The following is a 20408-nucleotide window of genomic DNA, read 5'->3' as shown; positions in this document are numbered from 1 at the left end:
CTGGTGGGTTTCATTTTGCACGACCGCGCGTCGATACAGGCGCCGGACAAGGGGAGGATATATGCGCTTTTCCAAGACCATGACGATGCGCCGCGCCGCGGTGTCCGCATTCAGCCTGGGCGTTGCCCTGACCGCCTCTGCCGCAATGGCGCAGGACGCCGCGCCGCAGGCGCCGCAGGACGGCACCGACATCGTCGTGACGGCGCAGAAGCGCGCCGAGCGCCTGCAGGACGTGCCGCTGGCCGTAACCGCCGTGGGCGCCGACGCGCTGGCCAACCGCCAGATCAACGACAGCAGCTCGCTGGTGCAGGCCGTCCCCTCCTTGACCTTCCAGCAGGGCGCCAATCCGACCAACAGCAGCTTCCGCATTCGCGGCATCGGCACCGCCCTGTTCGGGCAGGGCGTCGAATCGTCCGTATCCACCGTGGTCGACGGCGTCGTCGCCGTGCGCCAGGCCCAGGGCTTCACTGACCTTGCCGATATCGAGCGGGTCGAAGTGCTGCGCGGCCCGCAGGGCACGCTGTTCGGCAAGAACGCGACTGCTGGCGTGATCAACGTCACGACCGCTCGCCCCTCGCGCGATTTCGAGGGCAAGGGCGAGGTGACCATCGCCGAACATGACGAATATCGCGTCCGTGGCACCGTGTCCGGCCCGATCAGCGACACGCTGCGCGCCCGCGTCACCGGCTTCTACAATGATGTGCGCGGCGTCGCCCGCAACATCGCCACCGGCGGCTGGAACAATGGTTCGAAGAGTTGGGGCGTGCGCGGCAAGCTGGAATGGGATGCGACCGACAATCTGAACCTGTTGTTCGCGGCCGAATATCGCAAGACCAATGCGGACTGCTGCGCCTCGAACTGGATCGCGATTACCAATCCGAACCTTCAGGCGCTGCTCGGACCGGTCAAGGCGACTCGGGAAAACCGGACGATCAACGACGAAACCGTCTCATACGCCGACAGCAAGCAGCAGACCTATTCGCTCCAGGCGGACTGGGATCTGGGCAACGCCACCATCACGTCGGTCACTGCCTACCAGAAATATTATCTGGATACGAACCAGCCGATCGAGCGCATCAACAGCGACGTACCGCTGTTCGTCGGCGCCAACGCCACCTATTCCTATTTCAGCCGGAACCATGGCATTGTCGACCTGTCGGCGTTCAGCCAGGAACTGCGCATCGCCAATAACGGCAATAGCGACCTGAATTATGTCGCCGGCGTCTTCTACATGCATTCGGATATCGAGCGGCCGTTCGATCGCCGTCGCGCCCGCTGCACCGCCGGCACCTTTGGGCAACCCTGCGCCCCAGCCAACATCGTGTGGCAGTCGGCCAAGAGCGACATCCGCCTGAAACAGGACAGCATCGCCGCCTTCGGTCAGGTCGATTATCGCATCACCGGTGGCCTGAAGGCGATCGCTGGCCTGCGCGTACAGCATGAAAGGGGCACCAACAGCGGCACCCGCACCGCCCCGATCGTGGCGGGCGACGTGATCTTCCCCGGCAATGCCTCCACCAGCGGGTCGATCAGCGCCAGCGACACCGCCGTCACCGGCAAGGCGGGCCTGCAATATGAATTCAGCCGCAACGCGCAACTCTATGGCAGCTATACCCGCGGCTATAAGGGGCTGGGTTATGAGATGGAAATCTCCGCCAACCTCGCCGACCAGCGCGTGCTGGAGCCGGAACATGTCAACGCTTATGAAATCGGCTTCAAGGGCCGCACCGCCGATGGCGTGCTGAGCGTCAGCACCGCTCTGTTCCTGGCCGACTACAGCAATTTGCAGGTGCAGGCGAACCGCTCCGACATCGCGTCGGGCGTGGTCCAGTTCGTGTCCACCAACGCCGGCAACTCGCGCACCAAGGGCTTTGAAATCGAGGCGACTGTGCGTCCCGACGATCATTTCAGCCTGACCGGCGCGGTCACTTATTCGGACGCGAAGATCGACATCGACGGCCTGAACTGCCCGCAGCAGATCGCCGCCACCGCACCGATCATGTCGGGTTCGCCGACCAACATCTGTTATCGCACGGCAGCCGGCGTCACCCCGATCCAGAATCTGCGCGGCGCCACCCTGCCGGTCAGCCCCAGGTGGAAGATCAGCATCGCCCCGCGTTATGAAGCGCAGATTCCGGGCACCGACTATGCAGGCTTCGCGCAGGTGGGCGTCAACTTCCAGAGCAAGATGAACTTCTCGGTCGAGCAGGATCCGCTGCTGGAGCAGCCGGCCTATGCGCTGGTCGACGCCAGCATCGGCGTGAAGCAGATTGACGGTCGCTACAGCCTGACCCTGTTCGTCAAGAATCTGTTCGACGAAAACTATCTGACCAGCATCGGTCATACCTCCTTCCTGGGCGGCAATTATGATCTGGTCGGCACCTTCAACAAGGATGCGGACCGCTATTTCGGCGCCACGCTCGGCGTGAAGTTCTGATCGGTCGGGCGCGGCGGTTTCCTGCCGCCGCGCCTCCTCTTCTCTCGGTACGGAGCAGGACGAATGGGCAAGCGCATCCTGATGGCGGCAACCATGCTGACGGCGGCGATCGGCCTGTCAGGGGCGAGCGCTGCGTCAAAGCAGGTCGAGCCGATCGCCGCTGCCAAGCCCAATATCGTCCTGATCGTCCTCGACGATGTCGGCTTTTCCGACCTGGGCGCCTTCGGCTCGGAAATCCGCACCCCCAATATCGATGCGCTCGCCGCTGGCGGACTGCGCTACAACCGGTTCGATAGCAAAGCGGTCTGCACGCCGACCCGCGCGGCGCTGCTGACCGGTCGCAATCCCCAGACGGTGCGGATGGCGGACCTGCCGACGAATAAACGCACCGATGATATGAGCCGCGACCGCGGCGAAGTGGCTACCAATGCCCAGATGCTGCCGCAGGCGCTGAAAGCCGCAGGATATCGCACCTATGGCGTTGGCAAATGGCATCTCGGCCCGGAATATGAGGACGGCAAAGCGGGCAATAATGCGTCCTGGCCGCTCCAGCGCGGCTTCGACCGCTTCTATGGCTTCTATCTTGGCTGGACTGACCAATATCATCCCGACCTGATCGACGGGAACCACACCCTGCCCAAGCCCAACAAGCCGGGCTATCATTTCTCCGCCGACATGGCGGACCATGCCATCGCCGATATCGATGATGCGGCGGGCAAGCCCTTCTTCCTCTATTTCGCCATGGGTGCGGGACATGCGCCGTTGCAGGCCCCCCGCGCCTATATCGACCGCTATCGCGAGACATATGCCAAGGGCTGGGACGCGCTGCGTGCCGAACGGTTCGAACGGATGCAGAAGTCGGGCATCATTCCCGCCCATGCCGTCAACACCGTCCGCGCCGCCGGCGACCGCGCCTGGAATCAACTCAGCGCCGACGAGCAGGCCGTCTTCGCCCGTTACATGGCAACCTATGCCGGTTTCCTGGAACATGCCGACGCCCAGATCGGCCGGGTCGTCCAGCGGCTCAAGGATAGCGGCCAATATGACAACAGCATCATCCTGCTGATCTCCGACAATGGCGCTGCGTCCGAAGCGGGGCAGGAAGGCAGTTTCGAAAAGATGTACCGCCCCAACAAGCTGAGCTTCGCCGAGCAGCGGGCACGCATCGACGATATCGGCACCGACAAGCTGCAACCCGAATATCCCCGCCCCTGGGCCTGGGCCGGTGGCACGCCGTTTCGTCGGTACAAGGTGTGGCCCTATGCTGGCGGCGTCCGCACGCCGCTGATCGTCTCCTGGCCGGCGGTCATCCGGGACAAGGGCGCCGTGCGCAGCCAGATGGTCGACCCGATCGACCTTGCGCCCACCTTGCTGGACGCCGCCGGCACGGGCTTTGCCCGGACCGTGGATGGCGTGGCGCAGATACCCGTCGCCGGCCGCTCGATCCGCGCCACCTTCCGCAATCCCACGGCCGCCACGCGGTCGGTGCAATATTTCGAACTGCGCGGCCAGCGCGCCATCACATCGGGCCATTGGCGCGCGGTCGCGATGCATCAATATGGCACCGACTTTGCCAAGGACCGGTGGGAATTGTTCGACCTGTCGAAAGATTTTTCCGAAAGCACGGATCTTGCCGCCAGCAACCCCGCCAAGCTGACGGAGATGAAGGCGCTCTGGTGGCGGGAAGCGCGCAAGTACAGCACGCCGCCGCTCGCCGAACCACCCGAAATCTTCGCCAAGCGCGCCCGCTACGACGATGCCTTCACCGATCCGAAATGAGCCCTGTCATCCCTACTTTGTCTTCCCCCCTTTCATCCAGTGCCGGTCCTCTCGCCCTCTCCCCGGAGGACATGGCCTGGGTGGAAAATACCCGCGACGCCATGAGCGTCGAGGCGCAGATCGCGCAACTGTTCGTCCTGTCCGCGCGCCATGACAGCATCGTCGAAACCGACGGGCTGCTCGCCCATGCGCCGGGTGGCATCCACCGTTTCCCGGCCCATGATCTCGACGCCGCCTGGAAGGCGACGCGCCATGCTGTCGAACGGTCCGAAGTACCCCTGATCCTGTCCGGCGATATCGAGGGGGGCACGGTCAGCGCGCCCTTCACCACCGCCATCCCCAACCAGATGGGCATCGCCGCCTGCGACGATCTGGAACTGAGCGCCGATCTTGCCCGCATCGTCGGGCAGGAAAGCCGGGCGCTGGGCTATAACTGGTCCTTCACCCCGGTGGTCGACATCAACCGCGCTTTTCGCAACGCGGTGGTCGGTACCCGCTCCTACGGCTCCGACCCCGACCGCATCCTGGCCCAGGCCCGCGCTTATGTGCGCGCGCTACAGGCGCAGGGCGTGGCCGCGTGCGCGAAGCACTGGCCGGGCGATGGCCTCGACGATCGCGACCAGCATCTCGTCACCAGTGTCAACGACATGGACATGGACGAATGGCGCGCGACCTTCGGCCGCATCTTCGGCACGCTGGTCGATGATGGCGTGATGACGATCATGTCGGCGCATATCGCCCTGCCCGCCTATATCCGCGAGAAGATGTCGCATGCGGGCGCGCAGGCGTTTGAACCCGCCTCCGTGTCCCGCCTGCTGAACCAGGATCTGCTGCGCGGCGAGCTGGGCTTTGACGGCCTGATCGTGTCCGACGCGACCGTCATGGGCGGCCTCACCAGCTGGATGGCCCGCGCCGAAGCCGTCCCCGCCGTGATCGAAGGCGGCTGCGACGTCTTCCTCTTCAGCCGCGATCCGGTCGCCGATATGGGCTTCATGCTACAGGGCCTGCGCGACGGCCGTCTGTCGGAACAGCGCCTCCACGACGCCGTCACCCGCTTCCTGTCGCTGAAGGCGAAACTGGGGCTGCATCGCATGACCGCTGACGAGCGGATCGCGCCGGTCGAAGAAACCTGCACCCTGCTGCGCCAGCCCGCCCATCTGGATCAGGCCGCGCACGCCTGCGCCGCGAGCATCACGCTGGTCAAGGATCGCGATAGACTGCTCCCGATCGCGTCGGACCGGCACAAGCGCGTGGTCATCATCTCGGACGAAGGCGCCAGCTTCTTCTCCGGCGCGCCCGAACGCGATTTCACACCTTTGATCGCAGGTCTGGAAGAGCGAGGTTTCACTGTCCGCCATTTCGACCCCGAAGCGATGCCGACCCCGGACGATACCGACCTCATCCTCTATCTGATCGGGCAGGAAGCCACGCCCTCGCTCAGCCACATCTTCCTCGACTTCGCCAAGCTGCACGCCAGCCCGCGCAACGGTATGATCCAGTTCAACCGCGAAATCCCGACCCTGCTCGTCTCCTTCGGCCAGCCCTATTATCTGTATGACGCACCGAATTTCGCGACCTATATCAACGCCTATGCCTCGCTGCCCCATGTTCAGGCGGCGCTGGTGGAACGGCTGACGGGTGACGCGCCCTTCACCGGCAACAGCCCGGTCGACGCCTTTTGCGGGAGGGAACAATTGTCATGGTGATGCGCAGGTTCATGGCGGCATCGCTGCTGCTGGTGGCGCTGGGCGGCGCAGGCGCGCCGTCCTCTTCGGGATGGCGCGACCTCAACCATAATGGCCGGCTCGACCGCTATGAGGACAGCCGTGCCCCCATCGACGCGCGGGTCGAGGATCTGCTGAAGCAGATGACGCTGGCAGAGAAGGCCGGCATGCTGGTCCACGGCACGCTGCCCACGCCCGGTTCCTCGATCGGTTTCGCCGGCAAGATCTATGATGCCGATGCCACTGCAAAGCTGCTGAACGATCGCCACATCACCAGCTTCATCACCCGCCTCGTCGTCGCGCCGTCCGACCTCGCCGCGCAGAACAACGCCGTGCAGAAACTGGCGGAGGCCAGCCGCCTCGGCATCCCCGCCACGATCAGCACTGACCCGCGCCACCATTTTCAGGCGACGCTTGGCGCCAGCACCACCGGCGGCGGCTTCTCGCTCTGGCCCGATACGCTGGGCTTCGCCGCGCTGGGCGACGCCAAAACCGTCCGCCGCTTCGGCGACATAGCCCGGCAGGAATATCGCGCCGTCGGCATCCATATGGCGCTCTCGCCACAAGCCGATCTTGCCACCGAACCGCGCTGGCCGCGCTTCGCCGCCACCTTCGGATCCGATCCGGCCGAAGTCTCCCGCCTTGCCGGTGCCTATGTCGACGGCTTCCAGCATGGCCGGGCTGGGGTTCAGCCCGACGGCGTCGCCACCGTGGTCAAGCATTGGGTCGGCTATGGCGCAGAACCGGAAGGCTTTGACGGCCACAATCATTATGGCCGCAACGCAAAATTGACCGACGCCGCCTTCGCCCAGCATATCCGCGCCTTCGACGACAGCCTGGCCGCCCATAGCGCCGGGGTCATGCCCACCTATGTCATCGTCCAAGGCCCCAAGATCGCCGGCCAGCCGATCGAACCGGTCGCCGCCGGCTTCAACAAGCAGATGCTGACTGGCCTGCTGCGCGGGGAGAAGGGCTATCGCGGCCTGATCGTATCCGACTGGTCGATCACCAATGATTGCCCGCAGGCCTGCATGGCGCCGGACGCGCAAAATCCGCAGACGCCCGCCTCGATCGGCACCCCCTGGGGCATGGAAACGGCCGACAAGACGACCCGCTTCGCCAAGGGGCTGAATGCCGGCATCGACCAGTTCGGCGGGGCCAACGACCCCACCCCGATCCTGGACGCGGTCGCCAAAGGGCTGGTCAGTGAAAAGCGGATCGACGACTCCGTCCGCCGCGTGCTGCGCCTGAAATTCGAACAGGGGCTGTTCGACAATCCCTATGTCGATGAAGCCGCCGCCGCCCGGATCGTCGGCAACCCGCAGGTGCAGGCCGAAGCGGACGCCGTCCAGCGCGCCAGTCAGGTGCTGCTGCGTAACGACAAGGCTACCCTGCCGGTTGCGCCGGGCAAACGTATCTGGCTGCACAATGTCGATGCCGCTGCTGCGCGCGCCGCCGGCTTCACCGTGGTCGAAGACCCCGCGCAGGCCGACATCGCGCTGATCCGCACCGCGACCCCGTTCGAAACGCTGCACCCGCATCATTTCTTCGGCGCGCGCCAGCATGAAGGGCGGCTCGATTTCCGCGCCGAAGACAAGGATGTGCAAGCCATCGCCCGCGCCTCCGCCCATGTCCCCACCATCGTCGCGGTGGAGATGGACCGCCCCGCCATCCTGACCGCGATCGAGCCGATGGCAAAGGCCATGCTGGTGACCTTCGGTGCCAGCGATGCCGCCGTGCTGGACGTGGTCACCGGTCGCGCCGTGGCGAAGGGACATATGCCCTTCTCGCTCCCCCGCTCCATGGCCGATGTCGAGGCGCAAAGCCCCGACCTGCCCGATGATGGCCCTGCCCCCGCCTATCCGCGCGGCGCCGGGATCATCCTCAAGGCGTCCGCCCAGTGACGGACGGAATGATCCACCTGCCCGGCGGCGCCTTCCTGATGGGGTCGGACCGTTTCTACCCGGAGGAAGCGCCCGTGCGCCGGGTGCAGGTGGACGGCTTCCGGATCGACGAAACCCCCGTCACCAACCGCGACTTCGCGCGCTTCGTGGAGGCGACCGGCCATGTTACGCTGGCTGAGATCGCACCCGACCCGAAAGACTATCCCGGCATGGACCCGGCCATGGCGCAGGCGGGCTCCTTGCTGTTCCAGCGCACCGGCGGTCCCGTGTCGCTCGACGATTACAGCCAGTGGTGGCAGTTCAGCTTCGGCACCGACTGGCGCCATCCCCATGGCCCGGACAGCCGGATCGAGGGGCTGGAGGATCACCCCGTCGTCCATGTCGCCCATGAAGATGCGGAAGCTTATGCCCGTTGGGCTGGCAAGGCGCTGCCGACCGAGGCGGAATGGGAATATGCCGCGCGCGGCGGCCTGGACGGCGCGGACTATGCCTGGGGCGACGCGCTGGCGCCCGATGGCAAGATGATGGCCAATTACTGGCAGGGCGCCTTCCCCTATGGCAACACGCTGGAGGACGGTTACGAACGGACATCTCCGGTGCGCACCTATCCCGCCAACGGCCATGGCCTGTACGACATGATCGGCAATGTCTGGGAATGGACGACCGACTGGTTCGCCCAGCCCCGGATCGAGCGCAAGGCCAAGGGGAGTTGCTGCGTCCCCGCCAATCCGCGCGGCGGCACGAAGCGCGAGAGCCTGGACCCCGCCAGCCCCACCGTGCCGATCCCCCGCAAGGTGCTGAAGGGCGGATCGCATCTGTGCGCGCCCAATTATTGCCAGCGCTATCGGCCCGCCGCCCGCCATCCGCAGGCGGTGGACAGCGCGACCAGCCATATCGGCTTTCGCTGCATCATCCGGGACAAGAAGGGAATCCGTTCATGACCACCGCCCGTCGCGCGCTGCGCGCCGCCGCGATCGCCGCCTGCACCCTGATGGGTCCGGGCGCCTTCGCCAAGCCGGTGAACGCGCCGCAGCCAAAGCCCACGAACATGATTTTCGTGCTGGTGGACGATCTCCGCTATGACGCGATGGGCTTCCTGACGCCCGGTCTCCAGACCCCCAATATCGACCGGCTGGCCAGGGACGGCGTCTATTTCCCCAATGCCGTCGTCACCTCCTCGCTCTGCTCGCCCAGCCGCGCGACCATCCTGACCGGCCAGACCGCGCGCAACCATGGCGTGGTGGACAATAACAACAGTTCGGAGGAAGGGCTGACCTTCTTCCCCCAATATCTGCAACAGGCGGGCTATCAGACCGGCTTCTTCGGCAAATGGCATATGGGCTTCGACACCGACGCCCCTCGCCCCGGCTTCGACAAATGGGTCAGCTTCAAGGGCCAAGGCACCTATTCCCCGACCGAACAGCTCAGCCCTGAAAAGATTGCGGCGGGTGAGCGGCAGATGCTCAACGTCGATGGCAGCCATGTAAAGCGCACTGGCTATATCACCGACGAACTGACCGATTATGCGATGAACTGGCTGGAAAAAGGACGGGACAAGTCCAAGCCCTTCTTCCTCTATTTGAGTCACAAGGCGGTCCATAGCGACCCGCTTCCGCCCGACCGGTACAAGGCGCAATATAGCGACCTCAAGATCACCCTGCCCGCCAGCATGGCCGACACGCCGGAAAATAATGCAGGCAAGCCGCTTTGGGTCCGTAACCAGCGCAATAGCTGGCACGGCGCCGACTTCCCCTATCACACCAACAACCCCATGACGGAGCAGGTCCGCGACTATTATCGCACCCTGTCCCCCGTGGATGAGAGCCTGGGTCGCATCCTGGCTTACCTCAAGAAGAACCATCTCGATAAGAATACGATGGTCGTCTTCTATTCCGACAACGGCTTCCTGATCGGGGAACATGGGCTGATCGACAAGCGCAACGCCTATGAACCCTCGATCCGCGTACCGATGATCGTCTGGGCGCCCGGCATGGTGCCCAAGGGGGTGACCAACCCCGCCGTCGTGCGCAATCTCGACCTCGCGCCGACCTTCCTCGACATCGCCCATGTGGCGAAACCCGCGCAGATGGAGGGCAAGAGCTTCCTGCCCGTGGCCGAGGGCAAGATTGACGAAAAGACCTGGAACCCCGGCGATTTCGTCTATGAATATTATTGGGAATGGAGCTTCCCGCAGACGCCCACCACCTTCGCGATCGAGCGCGACCGGGTGAAATATATCCAATATCATGGCGTCTGGGATCTGGAGGAACTGTACGACCTCAAGAGCGATCCTGACGAGATGCACAATCTGATCGAGGATCCCAAATGGCTGGATACCAAGATCACTTTGCGCAAGGCGCTGTTCGACCAGTTGGCCAACAATAGGGGCGCGCATGTCGTCCCCTACACCCGCAAGACCAGTTCGGGTCTCGTGAACCGCAATATCGATGGCCCGCACGCCGCCGATTTCCCCGCCGACTGGTATGTGCAGCCCAACCTGCCGACCAAGATGAACGACCTGTTCGCCGACAGCCCGGCCAAGGCGAAGGCGGACGCCGAAGGCAAGACCTACCACCCCTGATTATGGGCCAATGGCCCTTCTGAAAGTTCGCGTCGATGACCGCATCCCCTTCGCCGGAAACCACCCGCCCCGCCGTGTCGCTGGGCTTCGTCGCCATCTATGTGCTGGCGCAGTTCGGCATCTGGGTCGCGTTGCTGACGCCGGTGGTGATGACGCTGGCGCTGCGCGTCGGCGAGATTGCGAGCGAGGCGGAAAAGGGCCGCTGGCTGGGCATCATCCTGGCGATCGGCGGCTTCGTCGCGCTGGTGGCCACCCCGATCTGCGGCGCTCTGTCGGATCGGACGTGCAGCCGCCTCGGCCGCCGCCGGCCATGGCTGCTGGGCGGCCTTGTCGTCGCAGGCGCGGGCCTGCTGCTGCTTGGCCTCGCGCCCAATCTGCTGTTGCTGGGCCTGGGCTGGATCATCTGTCAGGCCGGCTTCAACGCGATGCAGGCGGGCTGCCTGCCGATCCTGCCCGACATCATCCCCGTCCGCTGGCAGGGGCGTGTTGCCGGCATGCTGGGCATGACATCCACCATGGGCAGCTTCGCGGGCAGCTGGATTACGCAGTTCACGCAGGGGTCGTCGTTGCTGATGTTCCTCGCCCCCTTCGCGATCACGATCGTCAGCATCATCATTCTCTGCCTCATCCTGCCCGATCGCCCGGCCGCCAGTAGCGATGATCGCCGCCTCGGACCCATTGCCATGCTGCGCGCGATCGGCGCGCCGTTCCGCGACTGGGACTTCAGCTGGGCGTTCGGTAGCCGCTTCCTCATCATGATGGCCTGGTCGTTCCTGCTGACCTACCAGCTCTTCTTCCTGACCGACCAGCTCTCGCTGGCAAAGGCGGACGCGACGCAGGTCATGGTGAAATCGATGGCGATCATCGCCACCGCGACCATCGCCATATCGCTGGTCGGCGGCTTCATCACCGACTGGACGGGCCGCCGCAAACCGCTCGTCTTCCTCGCCGCGGCGCTGGAGGGCGCCGGTTTCCTGACGATCGCCCTCGCTCCGTCCGTGTCGCAATTCCTGGTCGGCGTGGCGATGGCCGGCATCGGCAAGGGCCTTTACTTCGCGGTCGACCTCGCCCTGCTCGCCGCCATCCTGCCCCGGCCGGAGGACAGCGCCAAGGATATGGGCGTGTTCCAGATCGCCAACAGCCTGCCCCAATCGCTCGCCCCCGCCATCGCCCCAATCATTCTGGTGATCGGCAGTACCAGCGGAAAGGATTATGCCGCCATCTACCTGACCGGCATGATCTTCGCCCTGCTGGGTGCGTTCGCCATCTGCCCGGTGCGGCGATCGAGGTGATCGCCAAAAGCAAAATGCGAATGCCGCCCCACTATAAAGGATAAGAGGATGACCCATAGCCGCCGCGACGCCATCAAGTTGGGCGCCATCGGCCTCGGCGCTGCCGCTGCGCCGCTCGCCGCCGTACCGGGCAGCGCGCGCCTGCCCAACATCCTCTGGCTCGTCAGCGAAGACAATAACCCCTATATCGGCGCCTATGGCGACAAGGTGGCGCATACCCCACATATCGACAGCCTCGCAAAGAAGGGCATTCTTTACCGCAACAGCTATTCCGACGCGCCGGTTTGCGCGCCGTCCCGCTTTGCGATCCTGACCGGCATCAACCCGGAAAGCTGTTCGCCCGCGCAGCATATGCGCGCCGACGCCAAACTGCCCAGCCAGTTCAAAACCTATCCCGAACTCATGCGGCAGGCGGGCTATTATTGCATCAACAACCCCAAGACCGACTATAATTGCGATGTCGATCCAAAGGCCATCTGGGACGTGCAGGGGATCGATGGACATTGGCGCAACGCGCCCAAGGACAAGCCCTTCCTATGCGTCTTCAACACCGGCACCAGCCATGAACAGCATGTCTGCCAACGCGATGCCGGGCGCGTAAAGCCCGAGGATGTGCGCATACCGGCATTTCTGCCCGATACGGAAACCACGCGCCGGGATTATGCCGAATATTACAACATCATGGAAAATATGGACGGAGAGATCGGCAACTGGCTCTCGCAACTCAAAAATGACGGCCTGGATGAAGATACCATCGTCTTCTATTATGGCGATAATGGCGGCGTCCTGCCGCGCTCCAAGCGCTATTGCTATGAGGAAGGCCTGCGCGTCCCCCTCATCGTCTATATACCGCCCAAATGGCAGCACCTCGCCCCTGCCCGGCCGGGCAGCGTGATCGATGCCCCCGTCACCCTGATCGATCTGCCCGCGACATTGCTGTCCATCGCCGGTATCGCGCAGCCCGCACAAATGACGGGAACGGCGCTTGCCGGCCACAGGATCGGCGCGCCGAAATCCTATGCTTTCGGCTTCCGCGACCGGATGGACGAGCGCTATGACCTCGTCCGCACCGTCACCGACGGTCGCTGGCGCTATATTCGCAACTATATGCCGCATCGCGCGCTGGGCCAGCATGTCGGCTTCGAATGGGACGTACAGGCAAGCTATCGCGAGTGGAACGCCTTGCACCTCGCCGGCAAGCTGACGGACGAGCAGGATCGCTTCTTCCAGCCGAAGGCGTTTGAAGAACTGTACGACTTGCAGGCCGACCCGGATGAAGTGAATAATCTCATCGATCACCCTGCCGGCCTGACCGCCGCCAGGCGCCTGCGCACCGCGCTCGATCGGCATATGCTGGCCATCAACGACAATGGCTTCCTGCCGGAAGGCGCCAAGGGCGAAGGCTATTTCGAAAGCCGTGACCGCAGCATCTATCCGTTAAAGAGGCTGATGCTGGTCGCGGCGGCGGCGGCGCGGCGCGATCCCCGCAATCTGAAGCGCTTTGCGACATTGCTCGACAGCCCGGTCGTAGCGGTCAGGACATGGGCGGCGCGGGGCCTGCTGATCCTGGGCGAAGACGCGCGTCCCGCCAAAGACGCGCTGGCGCGGGTGGTCGCGTCCGACCCCGCCGATCCCGTGCGCATCGTCGCGGCCGAAGCATTGGTCGGACTGGGAGAGCCGGTCGAAGCGGTGGCCTTGCTCGCCCGACTGGCCGACGAGGACAATATGCTTCCGATCCGGATTCAGGCCTATGACGCCCTGTCGAACATCGGTCGCGCCGCCATCCCGGCGCTCCCGGTCATCCGCAAAGCAGCCAACGCGCAATTACGCCGCTTCATCGACCCCGAATATCCCAAGCGGATGGCGATGTATCTGGTCGCCACATTGGAGGGTTCCTACGATCCGACGCAAGAAGGCTTGTCCCCGCAAGCATGCCAAAACGCCACCAAAAGCCCCAACATGTTCATGGGCCCACCCCCCAGCGCGGCATGGGAGTCCTAATCCAAGATGCATTCATGGGAAGCTATAGCTTGTTCCCCGGCGAAGGCCGGGGAACCCACGCATGAGTCTACATTACATTGTAGTATAAGGGCCGATCGCCATTCGGCCCTTAGCGATGTAGGCCGTCACCCGCGCAGCGCATCTGGCGTTTTTTCCACCCCGGAGGGGACGCTGACCGAGGAGAATGGTGCACCCGACGGGGGTGCAAGACTTCGCGCAAAACAATGACTTGCGAAGGATAACCCCGCCGACCCTACCCCTGCATTTCTGCGGGGTTCAGCGACGGATGGCTAACCTTTTGGGACGCCATTTCTCCGATATTTTTGGGCAGCTTATCATACTTGCTCGCGCCGCACTTCGCCGCGCCGGTTGCCCCCCGCGCCCCCTCTTCCGGCTTATCATACTTGCTGGATTGCCTTCGACCCTCCCTCACTCCCCGATTAAGCGTCTGAGTGGGAGGATCGAACAGCGCGGGAAGTGCGCAAATCTCCCGTTGCGGGAGCGTGGGAGCGTGCGGGAGGCAAATTGCAACAAGTCCGCACACATGCGGGCGCGCCCATACGCACGCGTGGGCGCGCGCACGTAGGAGCTTACTTTCTTCCTCCCACGCTCCCTCTCTCAATCAACTAATTGATATTACTACTTTCTATCCTCTCATTATCCCTCCCTTGAAAGGGAAGAAGAAATGATAAGCTCCCAAATGCAGTTTGAAGGCCTGCTTTTGACCGGCTCGCCATCGGATACCTTCGCCGACTTCTATCGCGATCATATCCGCCATTCGGCTGGCGCTCGCCTTGCAGCGGACCAGTTGAAGGCCGCCTATGAAGGCTGGGCCGACAAGCAGGACCTTGCGACCAGTTCGCCGCGTGTCATCCGGTCATTCATGGAAGCGAACGGGCATCGTCATTCGAAGTCCAGCACAGTGTTCTACCGGGATGCGGTGCTAGGTGACTTCGCGGGCCAGCCGGTGCCAGCGCGCTCAATGCCAGTGACCGATGGGCGCAAGGTGCGTGAAGCTGTGAGCGTCACGCTCGATGACCTCGATCAGATCATCACCGAGCTTCAAGGGATGCGCGCGCGAATGGCGCGGATCAAAGCAACACTCACATTGAAGGGCGCGCGGTAATGGAAGACAAAGAGAAATTGACGGCGCTGCTGATCCGCACGGCCATCTGCGGCACCGACCATCCCGCCAATGCGGCGACATTGCTGATGTCGGCGGCCGCATCGATCCTTGCCCAGCAGTTTGGAGAGGATGAGGCGGGGGCATTGATGCTCAGCATCATCGGCACGGCGCGGTCCGAGTGGACGCGGGCACATGCCAACTGACCCCCACCCCCAACGGGTCCTTACCGGCCCCGGCCCCCTAGTGCGGTGGGGCGCGGGGCAGGGTTTTACGGTTCACGGGCTACTTTCCTTTTTGAACCCTGTGAACTGAACTAGTTCAATGGCTTAACTTCACATTCGGATGTGGTGACGACATGGCAGACGGGCTGAAGGATGAATATAACGAGGCGTCGGCAGCGAACTATCTCTGCCTCTCGGCACGAACGCTGCGCCGCTATCGCCTAATGGGCCGCATCGGCCACCATCGGTCGCCTGGTGGCCGGATCAGCTACACGCTGGACCAGCTTATAGATTTCCAACTGTCGACACGGGTCCCCCCCTTGCAGGCTGGCACGGCGGCGGCATGATACCGGGAGGGTGGAGGGAGCCGACTTAGCGCTGGCGCGCTAAGCAAAGGCCAGCGTGGCCGCGAAAGGGTATCGTTTGGCCACATATGGCCGCACATGGCCGCATAAGGGTAATTTACCGCCCTGCATGTTCAGCCGACAAATGGCGCATGATCAACACGCACCCTTCCACCGCCGAACGCCGCATCATGGCACCGCCCCGCACCCGTTCGGCTACTCTAGCGCCGTCCAGTTGGAATGCGGAAGATCGCACTATTGATGTAGTTTGGACCACCGGCGCGCGTGGCGCGCGGTTCGATTGGGAAAGTGGCGAAACGGTTGACGAAGAACTGGCGACCAACCCTGCCAGCGTTCGCCTTGATCGACTGAACGCCGGTGCCCCTGTCCTCGACGCTCACCAAAAGGGCGACCTGTCCCGCCAGATCGGCGTTGTCGTCCCTGGCTCTGCCAGAATGGAGGGCGGTCAAGGCATCGCCACGGTTCGCTTCTCCGATCGGGTAGAAGTCGCCGGTTTTGTGTCCGACATCGCCAGCGGCATCATCCGCAATCTGTCGGTCGGCTATACTGTCCATGCTTTCGACATTGAACGGCGTGCTGGGCAACGCCCGCTGTATCGCGCCGTCGATTGGGAACCTTACGAAATCAGCTTCTTGCCAGTGCCGTTCGATGCCCTGGCGCAAGTGCGGAGCGCGCCTGTCGTTGCGCCCTGCATCCTTCGCAATCATTCTTCCACGGAGTATCGGCCCATGCCTGACCATCAAGACAACATCGAACAATCCCCCCCTGCTGGCCAGCCCAGCGGCAATGGAAGACGCGGTGACCAACCGGCATCCATTCAGCGTATCCGCGAATATGTCGGCATGGCCGGTGGGGGCTTCGGCCTGCAAGAGGCCGAAAGCAACGGCATCATCCTGGATATGGCCGAACGCGGTCTGAGCGAACAGGAAGTGCGCACCACCATGACCCAAATCCTAGCTGAACGGCAGCGCGCCCAGACCGGAACTATCACGACCGGCGGCCCGGCAATCGTAGAACGCTGGGGCAATGGGAATGCCACGATGGACAATCCCAATTTTCAGAGCCGTGCGATCGAAGATGCGATTTATGCGCGTATGAGCGGCCGACAGCCGACGGAGCAGGCACGAGGGTTCATGCATATGTCGCTGGTCCAGATGGCAGGGAAGGTGGCTGAACGCGCCGGAGTGAGGAACGTCGAGTCGATGGCACCTGGCGAAGTGCTAAACGTATCTGCCTGGACTCGGACGCATGGTACAGATGCAAGTTATCTTGCTACACGCGCCCATCCGGGGTCCTATCACTCCACTTCATCCTTCCCCGATATTCTGACGGGTGCAGGCGAGCGCTTCTTGCTAGATATGTTCGCCGCCGCAGAATCCCCGCTCAAGAAAATCGGCCGACGCCGTAGCGCGCGCGATTTTCGGCCGATCAGCGGTTTGCAACTGTCGGGCTTCGGCACGCTGCCGGAGGTGTTGGAGGCGGGCGAAATCAAGTCCGGCACGTTCAAATCGCGCAAGGAAAGCTATGCGGTGAAAACCTTCGCCAAGATGTTCGGCCTGACCCGGCAAGCCATCATCAACGATGATCTTGGGGCGTTCAGCGACCCAATCCGGATCATGTCGAAGGCAGCGGCGGAAACGGAAGCAAGCCTGTTGGCTGACCTGTTGAACAGCAATCCCTCCATGTCCGATGCGAACGCGCTCTTTCACGCCGCCCATGGTAATCTCGCTCCCGCCGGCGCAGCGCCCGCAGTCGCCAGCATCAGCGCTGGACGCCTAGCCATGCGAAGCCAGAAGGACCTTGACGGCGTCACCCCGATCGCAGCGGCCCCGAAATATATCCTTTCAAGCCCGGCCAGCGAAACGCTGATCGAACAGTTGCTGACTGTCATCAATCCCAATCAGGTCGATGAAGCCAATCCTTTCGTCGGCAAGCTACAGCCCTTGGTAGATCCCCGTCTGGATGATCTGCCATGGTACTTGTTCGCAGACCCGCTGCTGGCGCCGATTCTGGAATATGCTTACTTGGACGGCCACGAGGGTCCGCGCGTGGAAATGCAGGATGGATGGACAACTCTCGGCACATCCTTCCGCGTCTATATGGATTTTGGCGCGGGCCTGATCGACTGGCGCGGCGGGTACAAGAACCCCGGCGCTGCGGTCTAATCAACTTTCGAAAGCGAAGGGTGGATAGTCTGGCGGGAGGGCCGCCCTGGGCCTGTTCGGGCCTTCCTCACCCTCCCTGCCATCTCCATCAGGATCGTGACATGACCATCCACAATTTCTTTCGCGCATGTTGTGTCGGCGTACTGAGTGCCTGGCTTTTTACCCCGACAATTGCCTACGCCGATCCGATCACAGCCGCTGTTTTTGGTGCCGCCTTTGCCCAGACGTTTGGGGGTATGGTGGTTTCATTCATCATCTCAACAGCGATCAGCCCCGGCGCGATGTTTTCAGGCGATATCGAGTGTGATGCCTTGTCGAGTAAGCCGCCAAGGCTCAATGCCATCACGCCGATTGGCAAAGGCGGCCGATCCATCGGCCCGTTCATGATCGCCCGGACGACCGGCGAATGCATGGTCCCCGCCGTCGGTGATATGACTTACCTGCTGATGGACAAACGGTTGACCATCCGTCGCAATGACCTTGTGACGATGGCGCTGCATGGCGGCCCGATGGCCGGGGCCGTCATTACTAAGCGGTTCGTTGAGGCCTATACGGGTATCGTCAGTGTCGCCCAGTCCAGCCCCCGCATGAGGCTCGATTTCGAGGCGCAGGAGATCGAATGGGCATATCGGGTGCGCGCCGTGTCGACATCGCTTGTCGGCGCGCTGTGGCTGATGCTGGTGGCGACTGTACGGCCTCGCAGCCTTAATGAGCGGCTCGGTGCCGAATAAAGCGCACGTGCCTGATCTACCCCCGGATAGCTCCCCGCCTCCAGCGCCGGCGCTTTGGGTCGATAGCCGTGATTTGGCGAGGCGCTTTGGCCGTCGGCATCATAACATTCTAGCCTCGATAGACGTGATCTTGGCGCAATGCCCAGCGGCGGCTGGGCACGTTCGCTTTGCGTCGCATCCGGTGACAGCCGGTTTGGGTGGCACGCGCCATGTCAGACATGCGGCGGTCGATCGAGTCGGCTTTACCCTACTGGCAACCACCCTGGGCACGACACAGCGGGATATCGTGTTCGAAATGCTAATGGCATTTGAGAATGCACCCGCGCGATCCGACCCTTTCCCAATTTCGGGATAGCATAGCTTCAGCTATCTGCCTAAAGCACGAAGCATGACGCAGGCAGGTTACGGCATCGGCATCTACACCGCGCCTGAGGCGGCAAGGATGGTCGGCATGGGCGCGCAGACGCTGCGCCGATGGGTGCTGGGCTATGACCACAAGAGCAGGGAGGCCAAGCTCCAGCATGAACCTGCCTTGTGGACGCCGCAATATGATCCTGAGGCATCGGATGGCGTGCTGTTGGGCTTCCGCGACCTGATCGAAGCACGGATCGTCAATGCTCTACGCAAGAAGCGCATAGGCTTGCCCACGATCCGTATCTGCATGGAGCGGGCGAAGGAAATCGTCGGGCAGGAACGCCCCTTCTCGACGTCGGACTTTAAGACCGACGGCAAAAACATCTTTCTCCAAATTACCCGCGACCTGGACGAACCGGAGCTCATCGACCTGAAGCACAAGCAGGGCGTGTTCCGCCGCGTGGTAGAGCCCAGCCTTGCGGACCTGGACTTCGGCCCGGATGGGGCGGAGCGCTGGTGGCTGCTGCATGGGCGCAAGACGATCGTTGCGGACCCCGATCGAGCATTCGGGCAACCCATCATCGCCGATCATGGGATCGCCACCGCAACGATCGCGCAGGCGCTCAAGGCAGAAGGGTCGATCGAAAAGGTAGCCCGACTCTATGAGATCAGACCTCGCCTGGTAAAAGATGCCTTGGCTTATGAGGCGCAAATTGCGCACCTCAAAGCCGCGTGAAGCTGCTGGTCGACAACGACCTTCCCCCACGGCTCGGCCGAGGCCTTGGCGCGTTATTCGCCGGTGAACACCATGTCGAGCATATGAAGGACAAGTTCGGCACGGGAAGCCTGCTTGACGCGGAATGGATCGAGCGGCTGGGCAAAGAGGGCGGATGGTGCGTGTTGTCGGGCGACAGACGCATAGCGAAACAGAAGCCGTCACGGGATCTATTCCTGCGTGCAGGTCTGATTGGCTTCTTTGCCCTGCCGACGGTCAGAAAGATGCCATTCAATGAGCAGACGGCGCGCATTCTAATCATGTGGCCTGCCATGACGATCATGTCGGAGACGATCGCGCAGGGATGCTTCGAGCTACCTATTAAGGGACGTCTTCGCCAGATGGCATAGGCGAACGTTCAGCCGTCCGTCTCCCGTTGCGAGTGCCTGAGAGCCGCCAGGCTGTTCCGAATTTCATATTTCCGAATAACGGTTGTCACAGTTCCGGCAGAAACGCCGACCTGACGCCCGACCGCCGCATAGCTACCCAACTCCTCGTAGAGTTGGCAATAATGCTCGGCTCGTTCGTCTCGCTCGGCCTCCGTCGGAGGCCGCTTTCGATCCGAAAAGATCGGCGGCTCCAATCCCAAGCCTATCGCGACAAAATATTCCAAGACATTGGCCCGCGTCAGCCGCGGATCATCCTGTGCTGCGCGCCAAGCATCCATCGCCTCGACATGCTCGACCGGAAAACTGGCGCCTATGTAGATCGTGTCAGCCATCTCAATTTCGCCATGTCTGTTTCAACTCTTCATCAAACCACTGTTCCGCGTCTTCACGCGCACCCATGGTCGATCGGAAGTTGAGATAATCAGAATATCCTTCACGACCTAACCAGTCGCGGAAATCGCCAAAGGACGGCATGTGGTCAGCACCCACCACAACGGCATTTTCGCGCGCCCATTTGTGAGTGAGATGGCGGATCGCCTTTTCGGCTTCAGCCTTTTTCATGCC

Annotated in this window: 17 protein-coding genes; 15 read left to right on the top strand and 2 right to left on the bottom strand. The window is 62.8% G+C overall.

What is annotated here, in order from left to right; all coding sequences use genetic code 11:
• Positions 1 to 61: 61 nt before the first annotated feature.
• The 15 genes from ABT375_RS17020 to ABT375_RS16950 all read left to right on the top strand — a co-directional run bounded on the left by ABT375_RS17020 (position 62) and on the right by ABT375_RS16950 (position 19805).
• A complete protein-coding gene (locus ABT375_RS17020) occupies positions 62 to 2437 on the top strand; it encodes a TonB-dependent receptor (RefSeq protein ID WP_261935383.1) in 2376 nt (791 codons plus the stop codon).
• Positions 2438 to 2500: 63 nt separating this feature from the next.
• Complete coding sequence (locus ABT375_RS17015) at positions 2501 to 4216, top strand: arylsulfatase (protein WP_416463438.1); 1716 nt, start codon at positions 2501 to 2503, stop codon at positions 4214 to 4216.
• Between the two features lie 71 nt (positions 4217 to 4287).
• A complete protein-coding gene (locus ABT375_RS17010; protein WP_416463437.1) occupies positions 4288 to 5922 on the top strand; it encodes a glycoside hydrolase family 3 protein in 1635 nt (544 codons plus the stop codon).
• On the top strand, positions 5916 to 7844 hold the full coding sequence (locus ABT375_RS17005; RefSeq protein WP_416463436.1) for a glycoside hydrolase family 3 protein: 1929 nt from the start codon (positions 5916 to 5918) through the stop codon (positions 7842 to 7844). The genes ABT375_RS17010 and ABT375_RS17005 overlap by 7 nt, the downstream gene beginning before the upstream one ends.
• An 8-nt stretch (positions 7845 to 7852) precedes the next feature.
• Positions 7853 to 8785: a formylglycine-generating enzyme family protein gene (locus ABT375_RS17000; protein WP_416464928.1), complete on the top strand. Its 933-nt coding sequence runs from the start codon at positions 7853 to 7855 to the stop codon at positions 8783 to 8785.
• The gene (locus tag ABT375_RS16995) at positions 8782 to 10425 is read left to right on the top strand and encodes a sulfatase (RefSeq protein ID WP_416463435.1); all 1644 of its coding nucleotides are present in this window, start codon (positions 8782 to 8784) and stop codon (positions 10423 to 10425) included. The genes ABT375_RS17000 and ABT375_RS16995 overlap by 4 nt, the downstream gene beginning before the upstream one ends.
• Before the next feature lie 35 nt (positions 10426 to 10460).
• Positions 10461 to 11717: an MFS transporter gene (locus ABT375_RS16990; protein WP_416463434.1), complete on the top strand. Its 1257-nt coding sequence runs from the start codon at positions 10461 to 10463 to the stop codon at positions 11715 to 11717.
• Between the two features lie 48 nt (positions 11718 to 11765).
• The gene (locus ABT375_RS16985) at positions 11766 to 13718 is read left to right on the top strand and encodes a sulfatase-like hydrolase/transferase (protein WP_416463433.1); all 1953 of its coding nucleotides are present in this window, start codon (positions 11766 to 11768) and stop codon (positions 13716 to 13718) included.
• A 700-nt stretch (positions 13719 to 14418) separates the two neighbouring features.
• Positions 14419 to 14844: a hypothetical protein gene (locus ABT375_RS16980; protein ID WP_416463432.1), complete on the top strand. Its 426-nt coding sequence runs from the start codon at positions 14419 to 14421 to the stop codon at positions 14842 to 14844.
• Entirely contained in the window at positions 14844 to 15047 is a 204-nt protein-coding gene (locus tag ABT375_RS16975) for a hypothetical protein (RefSeq protein ID WP_416463431.1), read from the top strand. The genes ABT375_RS16980 and ABT375_RS16975 overlap by 1 nt, the downstream gene beginning before the upstream one ends.
• 152 nt (positions 15048 to 15199) lie before the next feature.
• Positions 15200 to 15412, top strand: coding sequence for a hypothetical protein (locus tag ABT375_RS16970; RefSeq protein ID WP_416463430.1), 213 nt, complete (start codon positions 15200 to 15202; stop codon positions 15410 to 15412).
• Between the two features lie 149 nt (positions 15413 to 15561).
• A complete protein-coding gene (locus ABT375_RS16965; protein WP_416463429.1) occupies positions 15562 to 17595 on the top strand; it encodes a prohead protease/major capsid protein fusion protein in 2034 nt (677 codons plus the stop codon).
• A gap of 101 nt (positions 17596 to 17696) precedes the next feature.
• Positions 17697 to 18326, top strand: coding sequence for a hypothetical protein (locus ABT375_RS16960; RefSeq protein ID WP_416463428.1), 630 nt, complete (start codon positions 17697 to 17699; stop codon positions 18324 to 18326).
• A gap of 388 nt (positions 18327 to 18714) precedes the next feature.
• A complete protein-coding gene (locus tag ABT375_RS16955; RefSeq protein ID WP_416463427.1) occupies positions 18715 to 19416 on the top strand; it encodes a DUF433 domain-containing protein in 702 nt (233 codons plus the stop codon).
• Positions 19413 to 19805: a hypothetical protein gene (locus tag ABT375_RS16950; protein WP_416463426.1), complete on the top strand. Its 393-nt coding sequence runs from the start codon at positions 19413 to 19415 to the stop codon at positions 19803 to 19805. Before ABT375_RS16955 ends, ABT375_RS16950 begins: the two co-directional genes overlap by 4 nt.
• 8 nt (positions 19806 to 19813) lie before the next feature.
• Here the strand turns inward: ABT375_RS16950 and ABT375_RS16945 are convergent, their stop codons facing one another.
• Together ABT375_RS16945 and ABT375_RS16940 are read right to left on the bottom strand one after the other, a co-directional pair.
• Positions 19814 to 20176, bottom strand: coding sequence for a hypothetical protein (locus ABT375_RS16945; RefSeq protein WP_416463425.1), 363 nt, complete (start codon positions 20174 to 20176; stop codon positions 19814 to 19816).
• A gap of 1 nt (position 20177) precedes the next feature.
• Positions 20178 to 20405, bottom strand: a complete 228-nt coding sequence (locus tag ABT375_RS16940) for a hypothetical protein (protein WP_416463424.1) — start codon at positions 20403 to 20405, stop codon at positions 20178 to 20180.
• Positions 20406 to 20408: the final 3 nt, after the last annotated feature.

It is taken from the genome of Sphingomonas sp. VDB2 (assembly GCF_047946695.1).
GTDB lineage: Bacteria > Pseudomonadota > Alphaproteobacteria > Sphingomonadales > Sphingomonadaceae > Sphingobium > Sphingobium bisphenolicum.
The sequence above is the reverse complement of the archived record's forward strand: the minus strand, read 5'-3'. Positions and strand labels throughout refer to the sequence as shown.